This window comes from Wukongibacter baidiensis, assembly GCF_050888315.1.
Classification (GTDB): Bacteria; Bacillota; Clostridia; order Peptostreptococcales; family Caminicellaceae; genus Wukongibacter; species Wukongibacter baidiensis.
Map to the genome: position 1 here is coordinate 5594321 of NZ_CP138202.1, position 21962 is coordinate 5616282.

Below are 21962 nucleotides of genomic sequence, written 5' to 3' on the forward strand. Positions count from 1 at the left end.
ATATGTATAACTTTAAAATAGAAGAGATTAATTTAGATAAAGCTGAAAGGCCAAAGGTTGAGGAATTCCTCTCGGCTTTTGACCTTTTTTTAGATGAGGATGTTGAGTATACAATAGTCCTTAAGAATAAAGACGAAATCCTTGGTACGTGCTCCTGCGATGGTAAAGTACTAAAATGCTTTGCGGTCAATAAGAACTATCAAGGAGAAGGAATAGCCTCTAGGTTGATTACTCATATGACAAACTATCTCTTTGATAAGGGAATATTTGAAACCTTTGTTTTTTCAAAGCCTAATAACACATGTGTTTTTAGAGGGTTAGGATATAGAGACGTTTACTCAACCGATGAAGTAGTATTGTTGGAAGGCGGCACAGCATATGTAAGAAAATATGTAAAAGAAATGTTTGAAAAGAGTGGCCTAGGAGATAGCCCGAAAGCTGCAATAGTAATGAATTGTAATCCCTTTACATTAGGGCATAGATACCTTATTGAAAGTGCTGCAAAGGAAAACGAAGAGGTTATAGTCTTTGTGGTGGAAGAGGATCGATCTCTTTTTCCCTTTGATGTGAGGTTAAACCTTGTAAAGAAAGGTACAGAGGATCTTAAAAATGTATATGTTATACCTGGTGGGGACTACATTGTTTCATCGGCAACCTTTCCGTCTTACTTTTTAAGGGATGAAGATATTAGATTTTCGGCATATATGAAATTGGATCTGGGAATATTTAGTAAGTATATTGCACCTGTCTTTAATATAAGTAAGAGATATGTTGGCACAGAGCCCTTTTGTAAAGTTACTAATAACTATAATAATAATTTGAAAGAAATTTTAACTAAGGATGGAATAGCAGTAAAGGAACTTCCAAGGTTAGAATATGAAGGTAAGACTGTGAGTGCGTCGGAAGTTAGAAGGCTTATAAAAATGGAGAAATGGCAAGAAGTAAAGAAACTTGTACCTGAAATAACCTACAGTTTTTTGGTATCAGGTAAGGCTGACAAAATCATTGAAAAAATCAAAAGGAGTGATTCTCCACATTGATAGATAAGATTTTAATGGATAGAGAAAAACGATATTATAGGATATTAGAGCTTATAGACGAGTTTGATTTACCTGTTTTATGTGGAAAAATAAACTATCCAGGAAATGATAAGAATACTATGGAATCTAAGAAGGCTTTTATAACTTTAAGAGATTATCTAAGTCTAGAATTTTCTGAGATGTCAGTGTTATGTGAAGAATTATATGGACATGATGGAAGTAGCATTCTTATGGTACTAAGAGAAGATCCTTTAAAAGCTAAGAATATGGCTGTTTTTATAGAAGAAAGGCATCTTCTTGGAAGAATATTCGATATAGATATATATGTAAAGGATGGTAGCTCTATTGGGAGAGAAAATATAAGTAAGCATCCTAGAGGGTGTATAATTTGTAATGGCGACGCGAGAATATGTATGAAAGACCAAAGCCATACTATTAAAGATTTGTTGGAAAAGATCAATTGGACTATAAGTAATCATAAAGATGAAAATATAGATTTGATTTAGGTATATTGCATAGTGAAAGTAAAAGTCCCCTTAGAGTAGATATGATGAGATCAACTGTTTTAAGGGGATTACAGCCTGCTTATAACACGTAAATAGTAAATCCTATGGCTGTTAAGAATATTTTAAGGATTCTCTTTTGACCAGTACCTTGTAAAACAAGATAGCTTATGTTATACTGTAATCGAAAGATAATAGTAATTGGCCACATAAATTTATAAAATATTTGTTGTATAGAGATCCAGTAAAAGTTACTAATTTAAATATGTACAAAGCTCTTGGAAGCGCTAAGTGTTTGAATATCTAGAAATTAATTTTTACTGTGTTAGCTCTATACGTATGGTATTAAATTTTTAAATAATAATATTAATAAAATTAGAAGAGTGCTGAAAAGGGGTGCTATAATGTCAAAAAAATTATATCGATCAAGAGATGATAAAATGATTGCAGGTGTATGTGGAGGAATTGCAGATTATTTTGCAATTGATACAGCACTAGTAAGAATTTTATGGGTATTAATCACTTTTTTAGGGGGTGCAGGGATTATTGCATATATTATATGTGCATTTGTATTTCCAGAGGGCTCTAGATTAAATGGTGGAATAGACGATGGAGAATATATTGTTGGAGCTAAAAATTATGATGGAGAATACTTTAAGGATGAGAAAAATGATGGTGAAAAAAATAAAGTCCTTGCGGGGTCTATTTTAATAGCTTTAGGGGTATTGTTTTTGGTTAAAAGGTATGTGTATTGGTTCGATTTTGGAAAGCTATGGCCTGTTATTCTAATTATTGTAGGAGGATATGTTATATATAAAGGAAAGGAGAGAGACTAGCTTGAAAAACAGGGGGATTGCTGGGGGATTATTATTAATTTTTATAGGTCTATTTTGGCTAATGACTAACCTAGAGATAATATCTTGGTCTGTATTTGATGTAATGTTCAGACTGTGGCCTGTGACATTGATTGTGATTGGGATAAATATTATATTTAGAGAGAGAAGCTCAATTAGGTATCTAACTTGGGGTATATTTTTTATCATCATAATAGCATTTGGATTTTATCAGCAATATAGATACGGAAATGACACGCTGATAAATACCGATTCCAATATGGCTATTGAAAATCGAGCTGAAACTACCACTGGGGAATTGAATCTTAAACTAGTTGGTGGAGATATTAGAATAGATTCAACCGATGATAATCTAATAAATGCAAATATCCCTGATGCCAGAGTTTCCAAAAATGTGAAATTTACTAATGGGAATACCAAAGTAAATATAGATATTGAACAAGAATCGGTTTCTTTTCAAATAAATAATGGAAAATCCCACAATTATAATTTTAGTCTCAATGATGATTTGCTATGGGATATAGATATTGATGTAGGGGCAACAGATGGAACTATGGACTTTAGCAATATAAAATTAGCAAAGTTAGATATGGATATAGGTGCATCGGATTTAGACTTGATATTTGGAGATAAAGCTAAGCATGCAATTGTTAATATTGATGGAGGAGTCTCGGACATTAAAATTACTGTTCCAGAAAATCTTGGTGTTCGAATTGATGTTGATAGTTTCATTAAAGAGACTAATTTGAATAGCCTGGGATGGAAAAGGGTAGATGGTTTTTATTTTTCTCCAAACTATGAAGAAGCAGAGAAAAAACTTGATATAGATATTGATATGGCTATAGGGGATCTTAATATTAAAGTGAAATAGAAGACAGTGTCTTGTCTTCTATTCATCTTGTAGACAAAGTCTACAAGATGACAGACTGCCCAGAAATCTGAAGTTTGAGGCGTGATGAAAGCAAGAGACCGCAGCGTATACAGACATACGTAAGGGTTCTTGATTGAGTCAACAACGAAGAAATTCGGGTTTCTGGGCAGTCTCAATAGAAGACAGCGTTTTGTCTTCTATTTTCTATATAAAAAAAATTGAAATTTCGACAAAAGATAGAGTAAAATATAGAATATGTGAAATATATAATATTATGATGAAAATATATAAAGGCGGTGAGTTTATTCTGGTTAAAGGTAGACTGGATAAAAGCTTATGGAAAAATTTTTAAAAGAAGTTAATGGTGAAACTTGGTTAATAGAAGATGAAAGGGACAATATGAAGTTGCATTATAGAATAAAGGAAGTTATCACGTCAAAGGATTCTCCCTTTCAGAAAGTAAATGTAATTGACTCTCATGATTTTGGCCGTTGTCTAGTTTTAGATGGTGTTATACAGACTACTGAACTAGATGGATACATATATAATGAAATGATTTCTCATATTCCTGTAGTTACTCATAATAATCCGCAAGATGTATTAGTGATTGGTGGGGGAGATTGTGGAGTTGTGAATGAACTTACTAAATACAAAGATCTTAAATCAATAGATATGGTTGAAATAGATAAAGTTGTTGTAGCGGAATGTATCGAGCATATCAAGGCTGTCTCTGGTAATTCTTCAGAGGATGAGAGGGTTAACTTTCTATTTGAAGATGGAATAAAGTTTGTAAAGGGAAAAAGTAAACACTATGATATTGCAATAGTTGATTCTTCAGATCCAATAGGCCCTGCAGAGGTGCTTTTCTCAGAAGATTTTTATGTTAGCTTGAAAAATTCACTAAAAGATGATGGGATAATGGTTTGTCAAAGTCAGTCCCCTATCTTCCATAAAGATGTTTTAAAGAAAACTCATAATATATTAAAGAAGCATTTTCCAATTGTAAGAACATATAAGGCCGTTGTACCAAGCTATCCAGGTGGAATGTGGAGTTTTACGTTGGCGTCATCTAAATACGATCCGATAAAAGCCAATGTTGAAAAGTTAGTTAAGAATACTAAATATGTAAATAGTGATATATTCAATTCATGCTTTAGCCTTCCGAATTTTATGAAGGAAGATCTTGAATTAGAATAATGTCGTTAAAGAAATGATAGAGTTAATTACGCTCTATTATTTTTTGTTTGAGGTGATTTCTTGGAGAAAAATCTGAACAAAATGAAGGATTGCTATATTTCTGAGTATTTTGCATTAAAAAGTAAAAACGGTATTGATGAAAATATTTTATTATATTAAAATTGTAGTAATGTTAAAATTATTTTAGTACATAGTGTATCTATAAATGTAGATATTTTATCAAATGCAGCTAATATAAAAAGAGCTGGAAATGAGTAATTAAATACAGGTAAAGACTACTTAAACAAAAATAATCAATATAACAAGTATATTGGTTGCTGAGGTGATATTAGGTGAAAAAAATAAAAACACTAACCTCTCTAGAGGAAATAAAGGTTTTTTCAGATCCGTACAGGTTACAGATTTTGAGATGCTTTGATCTATTAGGTGAACCGGCTACAGTAAAACAAATAGCCGATGAAATGGGTGAAGTTCCCGCAAAGGTCCATTATCATGTGAAAAAGATGGAGAAGATAGGAATCTTAGAGCTTATGTATACTAAAGATATTAATGGAATCATAGCTAAATACTATAGTCCTACAGCAGAATCCTTTACGGTAAAAAATTCTAATTTAGAATCTCCAATGTTTAAAAGCTTTTTAGATAAGACCCAGGGCTTAATATCAAATGTATTCGATGATGGCAAAAGAATATTTCTAGAACAATTAGACTCTGATAATGTTTACAAATCAAAAGAATCAGAAGATGGCTTCTTAACGTCATCCTATGTATATTTGACGCAAAACCAGTATCGAGATCTTCAAAAATATATTAGAGAATTAAGTGAAGCTAATACCAAGAAAGATAGTGAGGGGAAGGAAAAATATTTCTTATTATCTAGTATGATAAAAATAAAAGATAGCGAATAGTCTGTGTTAAACATTAAAAAAATGGGGCTGAACTCATAAGGTTCTTTTATGAGTTCAGCCCTGGAGTGTTTCGGGTATTTTTATGAGTTCTACTTATTAAAATCAACATATGATAATGTTGTTTCTAAGTATCTAGCTAAGGTATAGATAACATCGGATAATCTATTGACGTATTTTACAAGTAAAGGATTTATTTCTTCATCTCTAGATAAAGTTACTATCCTTCTTTCCGCTCTTCTGCAAATGGTTCTTGCAATGTGAAGTGCACCACTGCCTTTGTTACTGCCAGGAACTATAAATTTAAACTGTTGTTCTTTATTCATCTTAGATAGATAGTTGTCTATTATATCTTCTAATTCCTTAATATGGTTTTCGTTAATCTTCTCTGGAAATTTAGAAGAATCTTTTGTAGCTAATTCACCGGCAACATCAAACAGCTCTCGCTGTATTTTTAAAACTATCTCATTAATACTATTGTCATCTATAAAATTTCTTGCAAATCCAAGATAAGAGTTTAATTCATCTATAGTTCCATAGCTTTCAACTCTTATGGAATCCTTATCAACTCTTGTATTATCATAAAGGCTTGTTTGTCCCTTATCTCCAGTCTTTGTATATATTTTCATTATATTACCTCCAATCTGCTTTCATATTAGATTACTACCCTAAAAGCAGATTGTTTATTCTCTAAAAAATTCAAAAAGTTAGACTCATTCTTATCAGTATCTTCGTAGAACATTATGTCACAGTTGTGAATATTATATGAATAAGCTTGTTATTAAAGAGAAGAATATTATATATACATACTTCATAGACATTTTAGTAAAGACATTTTGGAGGGATTTGAATGTCTAATTATAATTATAATATAAAAGTTGATAGAAGTAATAGTAAACATGGGTATATAAAAGGTGAGATAGATAATTTCGCTTGGTTTGCATTAGTTCATAAGGATGAAGTTGAGCATGGGATAAATCCTGAGGATTTAAGTAAGGGAACTGGTAGAATATCTAGATTATGTGTGTATAAGGATCAAACAGACTTCTTGGGTAATCCATATATGCCATCTTTAAGCGTTAAAAGATATATATATGCCAATTATCAGAGGGACTGGAGTGTGCTCAACAAGAATTATTATGATATGGTAAGAGAATTGATTACTTATCTAGAAAGAAGATATTCGATGAAAGTAATTAAATAATCCAGGTTTAAGGATATGAAAAAAATCTATAATATTTCATAGGATTTTTATCTGCTGGTGAAGAAAATAGATAAAAGTAAGATGTAATATTGGGACAAATTTTAATATCCATAACCTAGTCTAAGCTTAAGATCTGTGATACATGGATTAAGACAAATCCTTAAAAGTTTTGGTTATGAAGTATGAGGTTGTGAAATTAACTCTTAAGCTTAAACTAAAGGATAAAGGGGGATGCACCATGGATACGAAAGAAAAAATGATTAAAGAAGCTTTGAAAAGAATTGCTAACCCGGTGACGATTGTTACTAGCCAAAGAGGAAGCATAAAGGGAGCTACAACCGTTGCATGGGTTACTAGAGCTTCAAATGATCCGCCTCTTGTTATGATTTGCATATCACCAAAGAGATTTATACATGACCTGATAATTGAGTCTAAAGAATTTAATTTAGCTGTGCTTGGAGATGAAAGTGAGGAAATGGCATTGTTCTGCGGAACTAATAGTGCCTATGATGTTGACAAGCTTACCCAGGGGAATATAGAGTTGCTAAAGGCATCATTGATTTCTTCGCCCTTAATAAAAAATGCTTTAGTCAATTTGGAATGTAGGCTTATGGAATCTTTTGGAGCAGGTGACCATACTGTGTTTATTGGCGAAGTAATTATGGCCCATATACAAAAAGAAGGAAAACCATTAGTAGTTACAGATAAATTGTGTACATTAGACCATAAATGGAATATAATGTAATAAGAAAGGTGCTGTATGCCCTTTCAGAGGGTGAAAGTTGCTTATAGCTGTAGAAAAAAATTGAGGTGAGGCCTATGAATCTACCGAACATTTTAACGACTATAAGATTTTTATTAATACCTGTATTTATTTATATGTTTTTCCACGAAGGCGAATCAAGTGTTACTTATGCAACCTATATATTTATATTGGCGGGAATAACAGATGTTTTAGATGGTTACTTAGCAAGAAAATTTAATTTGATTACGAAATGGGGACAGGCGATGGATCCCCTTGCAGACAAATTGATGCTAATCACAGTACTGATATGTTTTACCATAAGCAAATATTTACCTCCTTGGGTAATAATTATTGTTGGAATAAAGGAAATTTTAATGATTTTTGGAGGTCTTTTTCTATACTATAGAAAAGATAAAGCTGTTATTCCAGCAAATAGATTTGGAAAAATTGCAACGGTGAATTTTTATATAGCAATTTTATATACCGCTTTTAAAGGTCCCTATAGTATAATAGTAATAACATTTGCAATTATGTTTACATTGTTTGCTTTAGTTAAATATATAATAAACTTTAAGGAACTACAGGATAAAATTGCTAGTTGACCTTGACTTTTATAGATTAAATATGTATAATGATTACAAAAAATATTGAAAAATCGTTGAAGAAGAAGAGTAGGAGATTAAACCATTTAGAGAAGGAAGCCCAAAGGCTGGAAGGTTTCCGATGGCAATTGTTTCTGAAGGTAGCTTCTGAGATACTAAATTGAAATTAAGTAGATTTAGTCGGGAAATCCCGTTAAAGATTTTGAGTGTTAGTACTTTGCTAGAATTAGGGTGGTACCGCGAAAATATGCCTTTTCGTCCCTTTGTGGATGAAAGGGTTTTTTTATTGTTCAAAAGCTTAGAGCTTTTTAGGGGGGATATGAATGGATATTATTATTAGGTCCGTAAAAACAAGCGATGCTTCTGATTTTAATGAAATGAGAGTTCAGGATGGTGTAAGAGAAAACACCTTGGGGATCATTACGGAAACAGTTATGAAAAGTGAAAACTTTTTAAAAAACATCGATTCCGATACACATATGTTAGTTGCAGAGGCCGATGGAAAGGTAGTAGGTATTGTCGGACTTAATATTATGAAAAACCCTAGAATGAGACATTCAGCCTCATTAGGAATAAGTGTACGAAAAGAATATCAAGGACAGGGTATTGGAAGAAAGCTCATGGAAAAAATCCTAGATGTAGCTGATAATTGGTTAATGATAATTAGGATAGAACTAGGGGTATTAGAAGATAATGAAAATGCTATGAAGCTTTATAAGTCATTTGGTTTTGAAGTAGAAGGAAAAAAGAAGTATGCAATTGCTAGAAATGGTGTGTATGTAGATGAATATTTAATGGCAAGATATACTATACCACAGCAATTTAAATAGAAATCATTTAAATAAATTTAGAGGAGCTGATACAATGACTAAAGAAAACCTGGCAACCAAATATAATCCTAAAGAATTCGAAGAAAAAATTTATAAAATGTGGATGGAAGAGGATCATTTTACTGCTGAAGTAAATCATGATAAGCAGCCATATACTATAGTGTTACCACCTCCAAATATCACTGGACAGCTGCACATGGGCCATGCTTTGGACCAAACATTACAGGATATTTTGATTAGATGGAAGAGAATGCAAGGGTATGAAGCATTATGGCTTCCAGGAACTGACCATGCAAGTATAGCTACTGAGGTAAAGGTAGTAGAAAAAATCTATAAAGATGAAGGTAAAACTAAAGAAGAAATAGGTAGAGATGAATTTTTAAAGCGAGCTTGGGCCTGGAAAGAAGAATATGGAAATAGAATTACTCAGCAAATGAAGAAGCTTGGAAGTTCATGCGACTGGTCACGTGAAAGATTCACGATGGATGAAGGATGTAATAAGGCCGTAACAGAAGTATTTATTAAACTATATGAAAAAGGATATATATACAGAGGAAACAGACTTATAAACTGGTGTCCAGATTGTCAAACATCCCTTTCTGACGCTGAAGTTGAGCATGAAGAGAAGCAAGGACATTTCTGGCATATCAAATATCCTGTAAAGGATAATGAGGAATATGTAGAAATTGCTACAACAAGACCGGAAACAATGCTAGGAGATACTGCTGTAGCGGTACATCCTGAAGATGAAAGATATAAGCACCTAATCGGTAAGAGCCTTATATTACCTATAGTTAACAAAGAGATTCCTGTTATAGCCGATGATTATGTAGAAATGGACTTTGGAACTGGTGCAGTTAAAATAACTCCAGCCCATGACCCTAATGACTTTGAAGTAGGGAACAGACATAATCTTCCGCAGGTTATTGTAATGAATGATGACGCAACAATGAATGAGAATGCTGGTAAGTACGAAGGTATGGACAGATACGAGTGTAGAAAAGAACTTGTGAATGATTTAGAAGCTGAGGGATACCTAGTTAAAAAGAAAGAGCATACCCATAATGTAGGTGCATGTTATAGATGTAATACTGTAGTTGAGCCAATGCTTTCAGACCAATGGTTTGTTAAGATGGAGGAACTTGCTAAGCCTGCTATAGAAGCGGTTAAAAGCGATGATTTAGACTTTGTTCCCGAAAGATTTACTAAGACATACTTACACTGGTTAGAAAACATTAGAGATTGGTGTATATCAAGACAGCTATGGTGGGGCCATCGAATTCCTGCATATTATTGCGATGACTGTGGTGAAATAATTGTTACTAAAGTAAAGCCTGAAGGCTGTACAAAATGTGATTCTGCTAAGCTTAGACAAGATGAGGACGTATTAGATACTTGGTTTAGTTCTGCATTATGGCCATTCTCAACTCTGGGTTGGCCAAATCAAACTGAAGACTTAAAGTACTTCTATCCAACGGATGTTCTAGTAACTGGTTATGATATTATTTTCTTCTGGGTAGTTAGAATGGTATTCTCTGCTTTAGAGCTGATGGGTGAGGTTCCATTTAAATATGTATTTGTACATGGCTTGGTAAGGGATTCCCAAGGTAGAAAGATGAGTAAATCCCTAGGTAATGGAGTAGACCCATTAGAAATAATAGATCTGTATGGAGCCGATGCCTTAAGATTTATGCTTGCTACTGGAAACTCTCCAGGTAATGATATGAGATTCTATAATGAAAGAGTAGAAAGCAGTAGAAACTTTGCTAACAAGCTTTGGAATGCATCTAGATTTGTATTAATGAACTTAGACGCCGAAGATAGCGAAAAGGAATATGAAAAGAAATTGACTCTTGCTGATAGATGGATATTATCTAGATTAAATACTGTTACTAAGGAAGTTACAGCGAATCTAGATAAATTCGAGCTAGGAATAGCAGTTCAGAAGCTTTACGACTTTATCTGGAGTGAGTATTGTGACTGGTATATAGAACTAGCTAAACCAAGATTATACGGTGAAGATTATAACGCTAAGAGAACTGCTCAAGATGTTCTTCTTGAGGTTCTAGAGGATTTACTAAAGCTGTTACATCCATTTATGCCATTTATCACAGAGGAAATATGGGCTCATTTACCAGGAAGCCAAGATGCTATAATCGTATCTCAGTGGCCAAAGGTATCTGAAGAAAAAATCAGCTCTGATGAAGAAAAGAAAATGCAGATAGTAATGGATGCTATAAAGAGTATCAGAAATATTAGAGCAGAAATGAATGTAGTTCCTTCTAGGAAAGCAAAGATTTTAATAGTTGCCGATAAAGAAGTTTTCGGTACTATTGAAGAAAATAAGGACTACCTAATTACATTAGCTAGTGCTTCTGAAGTAATAGTTAAGGAAGAAAAGGCTGATATCCCAGAGGATTCAGTATCGGCTGTAATTGGAGGGGCAGAAATATATATTCCTCTAGATGATCTTGTTGACTTTGAAAAGGAACTGGAAAGATTAGAAAAAGAAAAGACTAAGCTTGAAAAAGAGCTTGATAGAGTTACTAAGAAGTTATCGAATGAAGGATTTGTTAGTAAAGCACCTGAAAAATTAATTGAAGCAGAAAAGCAGAAAAAGGATAAGTATCAAGAAATGTATGATAAGGTATTAGATAGACTAGAGTACACTAAAAATAAGCTAAAGTAATTTATAGCCGAGCTTAAAATGGATGTCCTAGAATGACTAATTTTTGAGTTGTTCTGGGACACACCAAATTTTAAGTTCGGTTAAATTATAGCAAAGGTAGGCAAGGGAGGATGTATCATGAACTATAATGAAGCCTTAGATTATATACATAGTACATATAAATTTGGAAGTAAACTTGGTCTTGAGAACGTAAAAGCACTACTTGAACTTATGGGAAACCCTCAGGAAAGCTTAAATTTTATTCATGTTGCCGGAACTAATGGAAAGGGATCGACATCTACTTTTATAAGTGAATCGCTTATACAGGAGGGCTATAGTGTTGGGTTATTTACCTCTCCTTATCTTGAAGAGTTTACAGAAAGAATAAGAATTAATGGTAATAACATTCCTAAAGGTGACTTAGCTGAAGTTACTAAAACCGTTAAAGAAAAGGTCGAAATTATGTTGTCTAATGGAAGACAGCATCCTACAGAATTCGAAATAGTGACAGCCATTGCTTTACTATATTATAAGCTTAAGGAAGTTGACTATGTAGTACTTGAAGTAGGTCTTGGTGGAAGATTGGATTCAACAAACGTAATTGAGAATACCTTAGTTTCTGTGATAACTCCAATAGCTCTAGATCATACACAATATCTAGGTGATACTTTAGATAAGATAGCCTATGAAAAGGCTGGGATAATAAAAGGTGAGCGTCCTGTTGTAGTCCATCCTCAAGATGATGAGGCCATGAAGATGATAGAGAAGGTTGCAGCCGATAAGAAGAGCAAACTGTTTATTGTGCCTACTCAAACAATTGAGATCAAGAAATATGATGAATATGGTATTATCTTTGATGTGGAATTGAATGGTACGAAATATTGCGATTTAGAAATAGGATTAATAGGAAAGCATCAAGTTAATAATGCTACTGTAGCTTTAATGGCTATTAAGGTTCTAAGTGAGTGTCACGGAATTAGCATTTCAGAGACTTCAATAAGAAATGGATTCAAGAAGGCTAAATGGCCTGGTAGACTTGAGGTGCTTAGAAGAAAACCGACGCTACTTATAGATGGAGCACATAATATTCACGGAGCAAAGGCATTAAAAAGAGCCATAGAACAAACATTTAAATACGATAGGTTGATAGCTGTTATCGGAGTTCTTGGTGATAAAGATGTAGATGGAATCCTTGAAGAGATCATTCCATTATGTGATAAGGTTATTATAACAAAGCCAAATAATCCAAGGGCTATTTCCCTCGATGTATTAAAAGAAAAAATTGAAGCTTTGGATAAAGAGGTAGAGATGTTTGAAGAGATAAATAAGGCTGTAGACAAATCATTAGAAATATCAAATGAAAATGATCTCGTTTTATATTGTGGTTCTTTGTATATGATCGGCGATATAAGGACGAAGCTTACAAAAAATATATAGTGAATCTAAGAATGATGAATCTCCATACTATTTGAAATCTATTTAGAAATATTCTGAGGCTGACTCATAAGATGATTTTATGAGCTAGCCTCTTTTTCGTGCATTTTATTTTTTTCAAACCCCTATCACATGACAAGAGAAAATTACATACTATAGTAATTAAGATAAAGGTCTTAATATTTTTTTTTGGGGGTATATGATGAGGGATATAGGCGCATTAACTACAATAATTTCTAACGTTGGTGACAGCACGCTTTCGGTCATTAACCTAATAAGTCTACGTGAGGTGCGAAAGATATTCCTCAAAAAATCCTTTGGACCTCATCATGTTGTAGCAGACTTTAGCAACAAGTATCTTTATATATGCAATTCATACAATTCTAGTATAAGTAAGTATGACTTGATTCTTGATATGATAATAGACAATGTTTACGTAGGTAGTAACCCCTGCCACTTAATACTAAATAAGAAAAATGGGCTATTATATGTATCAAATGAGGATTCGAACTCTATATCTGTAATAGATGCAAAAAAAATGTCTTTACAAGCACAAATTCCTGTTGGAGAAATGCCCCACGACTTAAAACTTAGTAAAGATGGAAGCAAGCTATATATTTGCAATTTTAAAACAAATACATTATCAATTATAGATACGGTGACTAATGAAAGAGAAAGAAATGTTTATGTAAATCCTAATCCATATCATATGAATATAAGCGATGATGGTAAGCGTCTATACATTGTTAATACAAATTTCTCTAGTATCAAAAAAGGCAGTATAACAATCTTAAATACCAAGGAACTAAAAGTCGAGGATAAGATAGAAATAGGGAAGACTCCTATGGACATAGCTTGGGGAGCAAATGAGGACTATTTTTACGTTACAGATATGGAATTGAATGCTGTTTTGATTTTAGATGTTAAAGAGAGAAAGGTTATTGATGATATTAAAGTAGGCAAAATGCCTCTAAGTATTGAGGCACATGAAATGAAAAACTATCTTATATCATCAAATATTGGGGATGATACTATATCTATTATTGATATGAAAAGATTATATTTATTAAAAAATATAAAAGTAGGCAAAGAGCCTACCGGAATTTTGTGTATCTAAAAAAATATACTAATCAATTAAAAGCTTGATTATTTCACCATAAACATCTTGGGCTTTGTTTTTCCAATTATCACAAATTATCTTTGCCTGTTTATTTGATACCACGTCTAACTTAAGATCAATTAAAGTGATGTCATTCTCTACAACCTTAAGCTCAACTAGATAATCATTCTTTGATTTCCTCTTATAATTAGCAGAAATTTGAGTTTCCTTTAACAGAACCTTCTTCCTATTTTCTATTGAATTATCTATTTTCCCAATTAAGTCTTCAGATAATCTGTCTTTGAAATAATTAAGAGTATCTGTTCCTTTTTCAGTAATTAAATAATAATAATGCTCTTCGTTGTTAGAATATTCTAATAATAATGTATCGACTAATTCAGATAAAAACTGTTGAAGAACAAAATAATTCAATAAGTCATTCTCCATAACAAAATCGGTTATTTGATTCTTTGTAATAGGGACTTCGAATTTATGAAAAATATGAAGAAGTAATAATTTTTTTTCGGCTTCTTCTTTACTATTATTTGCAAACATTTTTACCACCACACTTTAAGGCTTCAGAATAATTAATGATTTTACTAGATTCTCTATATATAGTACACTAAATCTATTGCAAAAAATGTAGAAACTTAGATCATAAAAAAATTTATTTAGTGGGATTAGAAAGAAATATTAGAAATTCTCAACTTTTTTCTATCCACACTTAGTAAATTATATCATATTTGACACTGTTTATCTCGGGATTATTTGTAGAAAGTTTGAAAATATTTTAATCCGGATTTTTAATGAAAAGTTTGAAAGGGTGAAAGTAGTTTTAAATTTTTCATGAATAATCTGGATTTAAGCCTGCACTTGCAAACATATAAGTAACATCGAAATATATAAATATAACGCTGACAAACCCATAACTAATCAGTCATGGGTTTGTCAGTATTATATTATCTTAAAGAAAGAGTATTAGAGTTATTTAATTATTTATTTAGTTCCACCAGACATTTGTCTTTCTGCTATTTCAACAAGACGCTTAGTCATGTATCCACCAACAGTACCATTTTGTCTTGATGTTAAAGTTCCCTTATCTACAGTATCATAGTTTGTTAAACCTAATTCATTTGCTATTTCAAGTTTAAAGCTATTAAGAGCTGCTCTAGCTTCTGGAACTACAGATTTATTACGTGCCATTTTATATCCTCCTTATTAAAATTATATTTTAGATAAAGTTATTGAATGAAGAGTTAAATTTTTGTTGCAGTAATATTTTAACCACTTCGACGAAGTATTATGTTAACAATTTAAGCGTTTATGTATATAATTTAGCAAAATAACATATAAATAATAATTTAGTTAAAAATATGTATAAAAAAAATTTCGAAAAATGTAGTAAAATATAATATAGGGATCTATATAGGAGATTACATTATTCTTATATTAAGTTATATTGGAGGAGCACAATGGATTACAAAGAGGAACTTAGGGAATTGTTAATTGGTTTAGGTGCATCTAAGGTAGGATTTGCTTATTTAGAAGATCTACTTCCAAATAAACATAAACATTTAAAAACGGGAATTTCAATGGTTTTTAGACTATCAGATCAAGTTATAAATGAAATTCAAAATGAGCCAACCCATAGCTATTTTCATCACTACAGAACAGTTAACTTTAGGATTGATCAGATCATTTTGAGTGGAGTAAGTAAGCTTCAAGACTTAGGATTTTTAGCCTTGCCTATTGGCGCTTCACAGTCTGTGAATGTTGATGGTAATAAATATAGAGGGATTTTTCCCCACAGAACAGCAGCTACAAGGGCTGGACTTGGGTGGATAGGTAAAAATGCATGTCTTATAACAGACGAATTTGGTCCTAGGGTTAGGTTAGGAACTATACTAACTAATATGGAAGTGTCCTATGATGAACCTGTAGAAAGTTCAAAGTGCGGTGATTGCAATAGATGTGTTAAAGCATGTCCTGCACTTGCACTAAGAGGTGGGACTTGGTATCCTGGTAGTGGAAGAGAGGAACTTGTAGATGCACAGGCTTGTAGCGAACATATGTCAACCTACTACAAAAATATTGGCCGTGGTTCAGTGTGTGGAATTTGCATAAAGAATTGCCCAAAGGGTGCAAAGGTGATTAGATAATTATGAGTTTTTACAAAAAATGGGTGTCTTAAAATGATGAATTTCTGCGTCTGTTGAAATCCATTCATTCTAAAACACCCTGGGGTTAAAATCAATATATATTTAGATATAACCTCAAAAAAGGGAGGTTGCTAATGTTTGAAGGATATTAGGTCAGTTTTCTGTCCATTTTTACCTTTACATCCTTCCTGGTACCATGTTTATGAGAACTCTCAAGTTGAGCTTTTTGAGACTTTGCTTCTTTATGCCAATGTCTATCATCCTCTTTAAAGGTTCTTCTACTGAATTCAGCACGCTTTCCTTTAATATTTGTAAACTGACTCTTAATGATTGACAAAATAGTCACTCCTTTGTTGTAAAGTTAATTAATTAGTATATTGTAATCAAAGTGATCTTGAAGTACTATAAAGAATGAACGTTGTTTAGATTTTAAATATGGAGTTCTTTTACACCGATGAAGAAAAACTATCAAACTTAAAATTATGCTATATAGGGTTTATATAGTAAAACTTAATCTATTCATGTACAAAAACTCTGTGTTTCTAGGAGGTTTGGACATGTATGAATTAAAATCTTTACTTAAATCCCTATAACAATAGTTTTTGATTTACATACAAATATATTCATAGTGTAAAAAAACTAAGGAGGAATTAATTTGAAAAAATATGCAAAATTTACTTTAGCAATGGTTTTATCAACAGCGCTTTTTACAGGTTGTACTACTTCAACAGTAAATGTAAAGGAAAAAGTGGAAGACAACAAAACAACTGTAGAAGAGACAGTACAAAATAATGATAACGACAAGGAGAATAATGAAAATATAGATGACAAACAAAATGAAAATAGCAGTGATACTTCCGAGTCTTCAGATAATAAAGAAAATGAACAAGAAGAAGTAAAAATTAAAGAAATTGATCTTCAAGAAGTTAAACCAAATGAAACAGGACAGATAATGGTTGTTATGTATCATGCATTAGGTGATGAGGAAAAGACTTATATCAGAACTAGAGAAAATTTTAAAGAAGATTTGAGGCTGCTTTATGAAAAAGGATATAGGCCAATTAGTTTAAGGGACTATATTAACAACGAAATAGATATTGAAGCTGGAAAAACTCCAGTTGTTTTCACCTTCGATGATGGGAATAATACTGATTTTAATATTATTGAAGAAAATGGAGAGAAAAAAGTTGATCCTAACTCCGCAATGGGAATTTTAGAAGATTTTAATAAGCAGTATCCAGATTTTGGTCTTGAAGCTACATTCTTTCTATTTGGTAATGCTCCATTTAGACAAAAGGACTTGATTGATTACAAGCTTAAGTATATTGTTGATAAAGGTATGGATATTGGGAATCATACATCTGGACATGAAAATTTGGGGAAATTGTCTATAAATGATATTCAAAAAACTATGGCCCAAAATGTTGAGTATCTAAAGCAATATTTGCCAGACTATGAAGTTAATATACTAGCTCTACCATATGGTGCAAGACCAAAAAGTGAAGAAAAAAGAAAATATCTTTTTAAAGGTTCCTTTGATGGTGTGGAATATAATAATATTGGAGCACTAGCTGTTGGATGGAAACCTGAGTACGCATCTATTCATAAGAAATTTGATTATAAATATATACATCGTGTACATGGCAGCTCTGAAGAATTTGGAATAAGGTATTGGCTTGACTATTTTGATAAGAATCCAAGTAAAAGATATGTAAGCGATGGAGATAAGGATACTATAACTGTACTAGAATCTCAAAAAGATGTTGTCGATGAAAGTAAGCTAGGAGAAAAAGAACTAAGAACTTATACGATAGAAGAAAAATCTGAATAGAAGCTCAATAGACTGCCTGTTTTTAGGCAGTTTTATTTTTGGAAAATTATCTAGAGTAATTTGTATAGGTGGGATACGATATATTTTGAAAATTTATTAGAATAATAAAATGACTAGGGAATAAATTAGATATATAGGTGAAGTAAGGAGGGGGGACCATGAAACTGTTTGTAATCTCTAAAAGAAGGATGGCCTTTACCATTATATTTAGTGTTATTATCGTACTCGGTGCTTTATTCTTTAATGATATTAGCTATAAAGTGATGGAGACCTTAGCAACAGACAAATTAATACCTATATACTCAGTTGAAACTGAAGAAAAGAAAATAGCCATAAGCTTTGATGCGGCTTGGGGCGATGCATATACAGATGGAATCCTAGAAACATTAGATAAGTACAATGTAAAATCCACATTTTTTCTGGTTGGATTTTGGGTTGATAGATATCCTGATATGGTAAAAAAGATAGATGCAAAAGGACATGATGTAGGAAACCACTCTTCTACACATCCACACATGTCAAAGCTTTCTAAAGAACAAATCGCCGAAGAGCTAAATCAGACCGGTAAGAAAATATATAATTTAACTGGCAAAAAACCCTACCTTTTTAGACCGCCATTTGGCGATTATAATAATAACTTAATAAAAACTGGTAAGGAATGTGGTTATTATACGATTCAGTGGGATGTAGACTCATTGGATTGGAAGGAACTTGGCGTTGAACCGGTAGTAGATAGGGTGACGAGGAATGTAAAGAATGGCTCAATAGTGCTTTTCCATAATAATGCTAAATATGTTTTGGAATTCCTTCCACTAGTAATTGAGAAGCTTCAAAAAGAGGGTTATGAAATTGTTCCTATTTCAGAAATTATTATGAAGGATAACTATTATATTGATCATACTGGTAAGCAGAAAAAGCTAGAAAATCCGGAAAAGGAAGAAAACCAATAGGTTGAGAAGTCGCTAATGAACACGGCTTAAGCTATTATATATATCCAATAAAAAAAAGTCATATGAAAATTTCAATATGTCTGCAATAAAATTATATGTATAATAAATCCATTAATATTGACACTAACCCTTTAACTGTATTAAAATATACTAAATTATAATTGTATACAGTTAAAGCAATGAGGGAGAATAGTATGAAAGTAATGCCTTATAGAGAGGAAACGTTTGGTGGAAGTTTCTAGGATAGCTTTTAGAACCCGCTCCTAAGCTGTTGGTGAAATAAACCATTACCGGTAATAGTTCCGTTATAGCTATATGAGAGAATCTTAATTGTGATTAAATTGGGTGGTACCGCGGATAACTTCCGTCCCTTTATGGGAAGGAGGTTTTTTATTTTTTTGTATGTTTATATATGTCACTTTAAACCCGGGTTAAAAATAATACTTGAAGGGAGATTTTCATGGGTCAAAAAAGAGAACAATGGGGAAGCCGTTGGGGCTTTATAGCAGCAAGTATAGGTATGGCAATAGGTACAGGGAACATATGGAGATTTCCGAGGGTTGCTGCTAAAAATGGCGGGGGACCATTCATAATTGCTTGGACCGTAGCCCTCTTAGTATGGTCTATTCCCCTACTAATGGGTGAGATGGTAATTGGAAAGAAAACAAGACTCGGAACCATAGGATCCTTTAGGGACTTTCTAGGTAAGAAATTTACCTGGATGGGAACCTGGATAGCAGGAGTATGCTTACTTATCATGTTTTATTATTCAGTAGTGATGGGATGGTGTATGAAATACTTTACATTGTCAGTAGCTGGAGCCTTCAAGCCTGGAATTGGAATAAATGAGACAGAACAGATATGGAAGGTTTTCACAAAGGCGCCATCACAAACAATATTATTCCATTTTATAGCAATGTCAATAGCTGGATTTATTATTTATAAGGGTGTTACTGACGGAATAGAAAAGGCATCTAAGATAATGATACCAACACTTTTCGGACTGTTATTAATCGCACTATTTAGAGCAGTAACCCTACCGGGAGCAAGTAAGGGGCTAGAGTACCTGTTTAGTCCAAAGCTTTATATGTTGGCAGATCCAAAGATATGGCTTGAGGCTTTCACTCAGTCAGCTTGGTCAACAGGAGCCGGTTGGGGGTTCATTATAACCTATGCAGTGTATACTAAGGAAAATGAAGATATAGGCGGAAACTGTATGATAATGGGACTTGGGAATAACCTAGGAGCTCTAGTGGCAGGGATGACAGTACTTCCTGCAATATTTGCCCTATCTCCATCGGCTGAATTCGCAGACAAAGCATTATCAGCGGGGAACCAAGGGATCACATTTATTTATCTAGCTCAGTTATTCAGCAGAATGCCTGCAGGAAACATACTAGCGGCATTATTCTTCTTAACAATGTCAATTGCGGCCCTTTCTTCGCTCCTGCCAATGATAGAGGTTGGTGTTAGGAATGTAATGGATATGGGAATAGATAGGAACAAAGCCACTCGTATAGTAATTATCGTAGGATTTCTATTAGGGATTCCATCGGCATATAGTCTAAAATTCCTAGACAATCAAGACTGGGTATGGGGAGTAGGACTCCTTGTGAGCGGGCTATGCGTAGCCACAGCTCTAATAAAGTATGGTCTTGAGGAGCTTAGAACAAAGTCAATCAACATACCTACAGCAGACTTCAAAGTAGGTAAATGGTGGCCGACATGCATAAGATTATTTCCTGCATTATTTGTACTAATACTTGGCTGGTGGGTAAAGCAGGCTATTTCATGGTATCCAGACAATTGGTGGCATCCACTTGAGACTTTTAGTGTTGGAACCATTGTACTTCAATGGATTATCTTAATAGCATTAGCGCTTCTAACACAGAACTACTTAGCTAACAGAATCGTTGATGGTCCGATGACAGGGAGTAAATTAGAAAAATCAAATAAAAATTAATAAAAAATAGATAGCTCATAAAACGTCAAAACAGAGGGAGGAAAACAAATGTCCCCAACATCAATTATCATGATGATCGTTGCAGTTGGATTTTATGGCATAGGATTTGCTTACTTTAGCAATAAGGCTTTCAACAAGAAATAAAATAAATAGATAATTTATAAAAAAAGTATGGGAAAAGCAACCCATACTTTTTTCGTACATAAATGTGTTATTAAAAACACAGTATAATTATATCAGTTAATGGGAGTTGAAAAGATGAAAAGTACTGAGTTTATTGGCATAACAAAGGATAGTCAGAATAGCATAATCGGTAACTTGGTGTTTTTATTGCTAAAACAAAACGGATTTAAAGTTGGTCTAAAAAATAAGAGAATGATAAAAATCGATGAAAAATCTATCAAAAATGGGACTCGGGAATATGTAGATGTTGATAAATTGGTTTACAAGGATATGAGCTTAGATTATCTAATCCTTGATGATTTAAAATCAAAATGTATATATGAATTTACAAATAAATATACATTTGATACGGTGATAGACGATGGAATAACCCATAAAGAGAAAGAAAACAATCAGCATGACATAGAAAAGAAAAAAACGATGATTGAAAACCTAAAGAGAAATGGAATTGTTATGATAAATAATGATAATGATGGAATATATAACTACTTTGATAGCCTAAGGGATAAGCTTGTTATAACCTATGGGCTCAATGCTAGATCAACAATAACCGCTTCAAGCTTACATGTTAATGGATCCATATCCTTTAATTGCAGTATCCAAAGAGGATTAACAACATCAAATGGAAATGAGATTGAACAGATGGAGTTTCCTATTAAAATTAGGCAATGTGACGGATTTAATATTTCACACTTTCTATCAGCTATAGGAGTAGCACTCATTTATGAAGTGCCTGTAGTGAGTATTCAAACAACGATGTATGAGCTGAACAGGGGAAGTTTTAAGTAATTTATAAATCAACCCAGATTATTCATGGAAAATTCAAAACTCTGCTACGTCCTTTTGATTCTAAGTCATTCATCGAGTCCTCGACGTACCGTCTGGGTATGCCTTCGAACTTGATGAATGCTTTAGAAATCAAAA

At 32.9% G+C, this 21962-nt stretch carries 22 protein-coding genes and 2 other annotated features; of the genes, 18 read left to right on the forward strand and 4 right to left on the reverse strand.

Annotated features, from left to right (window positions below):
- Window positions 1-2 precede the first annotated feature (2 nt).
- From citC to R9X47_RS25295, 6 genes are all read left to right on the forward strand, one after another.
- The gene (gene citC, locus R9X47_RS25270) at window positions 3-1040 is read left to right on the forward strand and encodes a [citrate (pro-3S)-lyase] ligase (RefSeq protein ID WP_432663890.1); all 1038 of its coding nucleotides are present in this window, start codon (window positions 3-5) and stop codon (window positions 1038-1040) included.
- Window positions 1037-1546 carry a citrate lyase holo-[acyl-carrier protein] synthase gene (citX, locus tag R9X47_RS25275; RefSeq protein ID WP_432663891.1) on the forward strand — a complete coding sequence of 170 codons (510 nt, stop codon included), beginning with the start codon at window positions 1037-1039 and terminating at the stop codon, window positions 1544-1546. The genes citC and citX overlap by 4 nt, the downstream gene beginning before the upstream one ends.
- Before the next feature lie 401 nt (window positions 1547-1947).
- Complete coding sequence (locus R9X47_RS25280; RefSeq protein WP_432663892.1) at window positions 1948-2379, forward strand: PspC domain-containing protein; 432 nt, start codon at window positions 1948-1950, stop codon at window positions 2377-2379.
- A gap of 1 nt (window position 2380) precedes the next feature.
- Window positions 2381-3268, forward strand: coding sequence for a LiaI-LiaF-like domain-containing protein (locus R9X47_RS25285; protein WP_432663893.1), 888 nt, complete (start codon window positions 2381-2383; stop codon window positions 3266-3268).
- A 336-nt stretch (window positions 3269-3604) separates the two neighbouring features.
- Window positions 3605-4465 carry a polyamine aminopropyltransferase gene (gene speE, locus R9X47_RS25290; protein WP_432663894.1) on the forward strand — a complete coding sequence of 287 codons (861 nt, stop codon included), beginning with the start codon at window positions 3605-3607 and terminating at the stop codon, window positions 4463-4465.
- 332 nt (window positions 4466-4797) lie between these two features.
- On the forward strand, window positions 4798-5373 hold the full coding sequence (locus tag R9X47_RS25295) for an ArsR/SmtB family transcription factor (RefSeq protein WP_432663895.1): 576 nt from the start codon (window positions 4798-4800) through the stop codon (window positions 5371-5373).
- 89 nt (window positions 5374-5462) lie between these two features.
- Here the strand turns inward: R9X47_RS25295 and R9X47_RS25300 are convergent, their stop codons facing one another.
- The gene (locus R9X47_RS25300) at window positions 5463-5999 is read right to left on the reverse strand and encodes a cob(I)yrinic acid a,c-diamide adenosyltransferase (protein WP_432663896.1); all 537 of its coding nucleotides are present in this window, start codon (window positions 5997-5999) and stop codon (window positions 5463-5465) included.
- A gap of 221 nt (window positions 6000-6220) precedes the next feature.
- On the opposite strand from R9X47_RS25300, the gene R9X47_RS25305 reads away from it, so the two are divergent.
- From R9X47_RS25305 to R9X47_RS25335, 7 genes are all read left to right on the forward strand, one after another.
- The gene (locus tag R9X47_RS25305; protein ID WP_432663897.1) at window positions 6221-6574 is read left to right on the forward strand and encodes a hypothetical protein; all 354 of its coding nucleotides are present in this window, start codon (window positions 6221-6223) and stop codon (window positions 6572-6574) included.
- Between the two features lie 238 nt (window positions 6575-6812).
- Window positions 6813-7319 (forward strand): flavin reductase family protein, encoded by a 507-nt coding sequence (locus tag R9X47_RS25310; RefSeq protein ID WP_432663898.1) that lies wholly within the window; start codon window positions 6813-6815, stop codon window positions 7317-7319.
- A gap of 74 nt (window positions 7320-7393) precedes the next feature.
- A complete protein-coding gene (gene pgsA, locus R9X47_RS25315) occupies window positions 7394-7921 on the forward strand; it encodes a CDP-diacylglycerol--glycerol-3-phosphate 3-phosphatidyltransferase (protein ID WP_432663899.1) in 528 nt (175 codons plus the stop codon).
- Window positions 7922-7968: 47 nt separating this feature from the next.
- Window positions 7969-8187: a binding site (T-box leader), on the forward strand.
- Window positions 8188-8244: 57 nt separating this feature from the next.
- Window positions 8245-8751 carry a GNAT family N-acetyltransferase gene (locus tag R9X47_RS25320; protein ID WP_432663900.1) on the forward strand — a complete coding sequence of 169 codons (507 nt, stop codon included), beginning with the start codon at window positions 8245-8247 and terminating at the stop codon, window positions 8749-8751.
- A 34-nt stretch (window positions 8752-8785) separates the two neighbouring features.
- Complete coding sequence (locus R9X47_RS25325) at window positions 8786-11440, forward strand: valine--tRNA ligase (RefSeq protein ID WP_432663901.1); 2655 nt, start codon at window positions 8786-8788, stop codon at window positions 11438-11440.
- 117 nt (window positions 11441-11557) lie between these two features.
- The gene (locus R9X47_RS25330) at window positions 11558-12856 is read left to right on the forward strand and encodes a bifunctional folylpolyglutamate synthase/dihydrofolate synthase (RefSeq protein WP_432663902.1); all 1299 of its coding nucleotides are present in this window, start codon (window positions 11558-11560) and stop codon (window positions 12854-12856) included.
- 196 nt (window positions 12857-13052) lie between these two features.
- Entirely contained in the window at window positions 13053-13970 is a 918-nt protein-coding gene (locus tag R9X47_RS25335; RefSeq protein WP_432663903.1) for a beta-propeller fold lactonase family protein, read from the forward strand.
- A 9-nt stretch (window positions 13971-13979) separates the two neighbouring features.
- Here the strand turns inward: R9X47_RS25335 and R9X47_RS25340 are convergent, their stop codons facing one another.
- Together R9X47_RS25340 and R9X47_RS25345 are read right to left on the reverse strand one after the other, a co-directional pair.
- Window positions 13980-14507 carry a DUF4364 family protein gene (locus R9X47_RS25340; RefSeq protein WP_432663904.1) on the reverse strand — a complete coding sequence of 176 codons (528 nt, stop codon included), beginning with the start codon at window positions 14505-14507 and terminating at the stop codon, window positions 13980-13982.
- 441 nt (window positions 14508-14948) lie between these two features.
- On the reverse strand, window positions 14949-15155 hold the full coding sequence (locus R9X47_RS25345; RefSeq protein ID WP_432663905.1) for a small, acid-soluble spore protein, alpha/beta type: 207 nt from the start codon (window positions 15153-15155) through the stop codon (window positions 14949-14951).
- A 269-nt stretch (window positions 15156-15424) separates the two neighbouring features.
- On the opposite strand from R9X47_RS25345, the gene R9X47_RS25350 reads away from it, so the two are divergent.
- On the forward strand, window positions 15425-16111 hold the full coding sequence (locus tag R9X47_RS25350; protein ID WP_432663906.1) for a 4Fe-4S double cluster binding domain-containing protein: 687 nt from the start codon (window positions 15425-15427) through the stop codon (window positions 16109-16111).
- Between the two features lie 148 nt (window positions 16112-16259).
- Here R9X47_RS25350 and R9X47_RS25355 read toward each other — a convergent pair whose 3' ends face one another.
- A complete protein-coding gene (locus tag R9X47_RS25355) occupies window positions 16260-16448 on the reverse strand; it encodes a hypothetical protein (RefSeq protein ID WP_432663907.1) in 189 nt (62 codons plus the stop codon).
- Between the two features lie 318 nt (window positions 16449-16766).
- Here R9X47_RS25355 and R9X47_RS25360 point away from each other — a divergent pair, with 318 nt between their 5' ends.
- The 4 genes from R9X47_RS25360 to R9X47_RS25375 all read left to right on the forward strand — a co-directional run bounded on the left by R9X47_RS25360 (window position 16767) and on the right by R9X47_RS25375 (window position 21827).
- A complete protein-coding gene (locus R9X47_RS25360) occupies window positions 16767-17942 on the forward strand; it encodes a polysaccharide deacetylase family protein (protein ID WP_432663908.1) in 1176 nt (391 codons plus the stop codon).
- Between the two features lie 158 nt (window positions 17943-18100).
- The gene (locus tag R9X47_RS25365) at window positions 18101-18892 is read left to right on the forward strand and encodes a polysaccharide deacetylase family protein (RefSeq protein WP_432663909.1); all 792 of its coding nucleotides are present in this window, start codon (window positions 18101-18103) and stop codon (window positions 18890-18892) included.
- 170 nt (window positions 18893-19062) lie between these two features.
- Window positions 19063-19267 (forward strand) — a binding site (T-box leader).
- Between the two features lie 85 nt (window positions 19268-19352).
- Entirely contained in the window at window positions 19353-20855 is a 1503-nt protein-coding gene (locus tag R9X47_RS25370; protein WP_432663910.1) for a sodium-dependent transporter, read from the forward strand.
- A gap of 258 nt (window positions 20856-21113) precedes the next feature.
- Window positions 21114-21827 carry a hypothetical protein gene (locus R9X47_RS25375; protein ID WP_432663911.1) on the forward strand — a complete coding sequence of 238 codons (714 nt, stop codon included), beginning with the start codon at window positions 21114-21116 and terminating at the stop codon, window positions 21825-21827.
- Window positions 21828-21962 lie beyond the last annotated feature (135 nt).

What these genes read in the sequence shown, in the direction of transcription:
- R9X47_RS25365 (WP_432663909.1), top strand. Translation starts at nt 18,101, where the DNA reads ATGAAACTGTTTGTAATCTCTAAAAGAAGGATGGCCTTTACCATTATA.
- R9X47_RS25325 (WP_432663901.1), top strand. Translation starts at nt 8,786, where the DNA reads ATGACTAAAGAAAACCTGGCAACCAAATATAATCCTAAAGAATTCGAA.
- R9X47_RS25340 (WP_432663904.1), bottom strand. Translation starts at nt 14,507, where the DNA reads ATGTTTGCAAATAATAGTAAAGAAGAAGCCGAAAAAAAATTATTACTT.
- speE (WP_432663894.1), top strand. Translation starts at nt 3,605, where the DNA reads ATGGAAAAATTTTTAAAAGAAGTTAATGGTGAAACTTGGTTAATAGAA.
- R9X47_RS25375 (WP_432663911.1), top strand. Translation starts at nt 21,114, where the DNA reads ATGAAAAGTACTGAGTTTATTGGCATAACAAAGGATAGTCAGAATAGC.
- R9X47_RS25335 (WP_432663903.1), top strand. Translation starts at nt 13,053, where the DNA reads ATGATGAGGGATATAGGCGCATTAACTACAATAATTTCTAACGTTGGT.
- R9X47_RS25300 (WP_432663896.1), bottom strand. Translation starts at nt 5,999, where the DNA reads ATGAAAATATATACAAAGACTGGAGATAAGGGACAAACAAGCCTTTAT.
- R9X47_RS25305 (WP_432663897.1), top strand. Translation starts at nt 6,221, where the DNA reads ATGTCTAATTATAATTATAATATAAAAGTTGATAGAAGTAATAGTAAA.
- R9X47_RS25370 (WP_432663910.1), top strand. Translation starts at nt 19,353, where the DNA reads ATGGGTCAAAAAAGAGAACAATGGGGAAGCCGTTGGGGCTTTATAGCA.
- R9X47_RS25350 (WP_432663906.1), top strand. Translation starts at nt 15,425, where the DNA reads ATGGATTACAAAGAGGAACTTAGGGAATTGTTAATTGGTTTAGGTGCA.
- R9X47_RS25320 (WP_432663900.1), top strand. Translation starts at nt 8,245, where the DNA reads ATGGATATTATTATTAGGTCCGTAAAAACAAGCGATGCTTCTGATTTT.
- citC (WP_432663890.1), top strand. Translation starts at nt 3, where the DNA reads ATGTATAACTTTAAAATAGAAGAGATTAATTTAGATAAAGCTGAAAGG.
- R9X47_RS25310 (WP_432663898.1), top strand. Translation starts at nt 6,813, where the DNA reads ATGGATACGAAAGAAAAAATGATTAAAGAAGCTTTGAAAAGAATTGCT.
- R9X47_RS25330 (WP_432663902.1), top strand. Translation starts at nt 11,558, where the DNA reads ATGAACTATAATGAAGCCTTAGATTATATACATAGTACATATAAATTT.
- R9X47_RS25280 (WP_432663892.1), top strand. Translation starts at nt 1,948, where the DNA reads ATGTCAAAAAAATTATATCGATCAAGAGATGATAAAATGATTGCAGGT.
- pgsA (WP_432663899.1), top strand. Translation starts at nt 7,394, where the DNA reads ATGAATCTACCGAACATTTTAACGACTATAAGATTTTTATTAATACCT.
- R9X47_RS25345 (WP_432663905.1), bottom strand. Translation starts at nt 15,155, where the DNA reads ATGGCACGTAATAAATCTGTAGTTCCAGAAGCTAGAGCAGCTCTTAAT.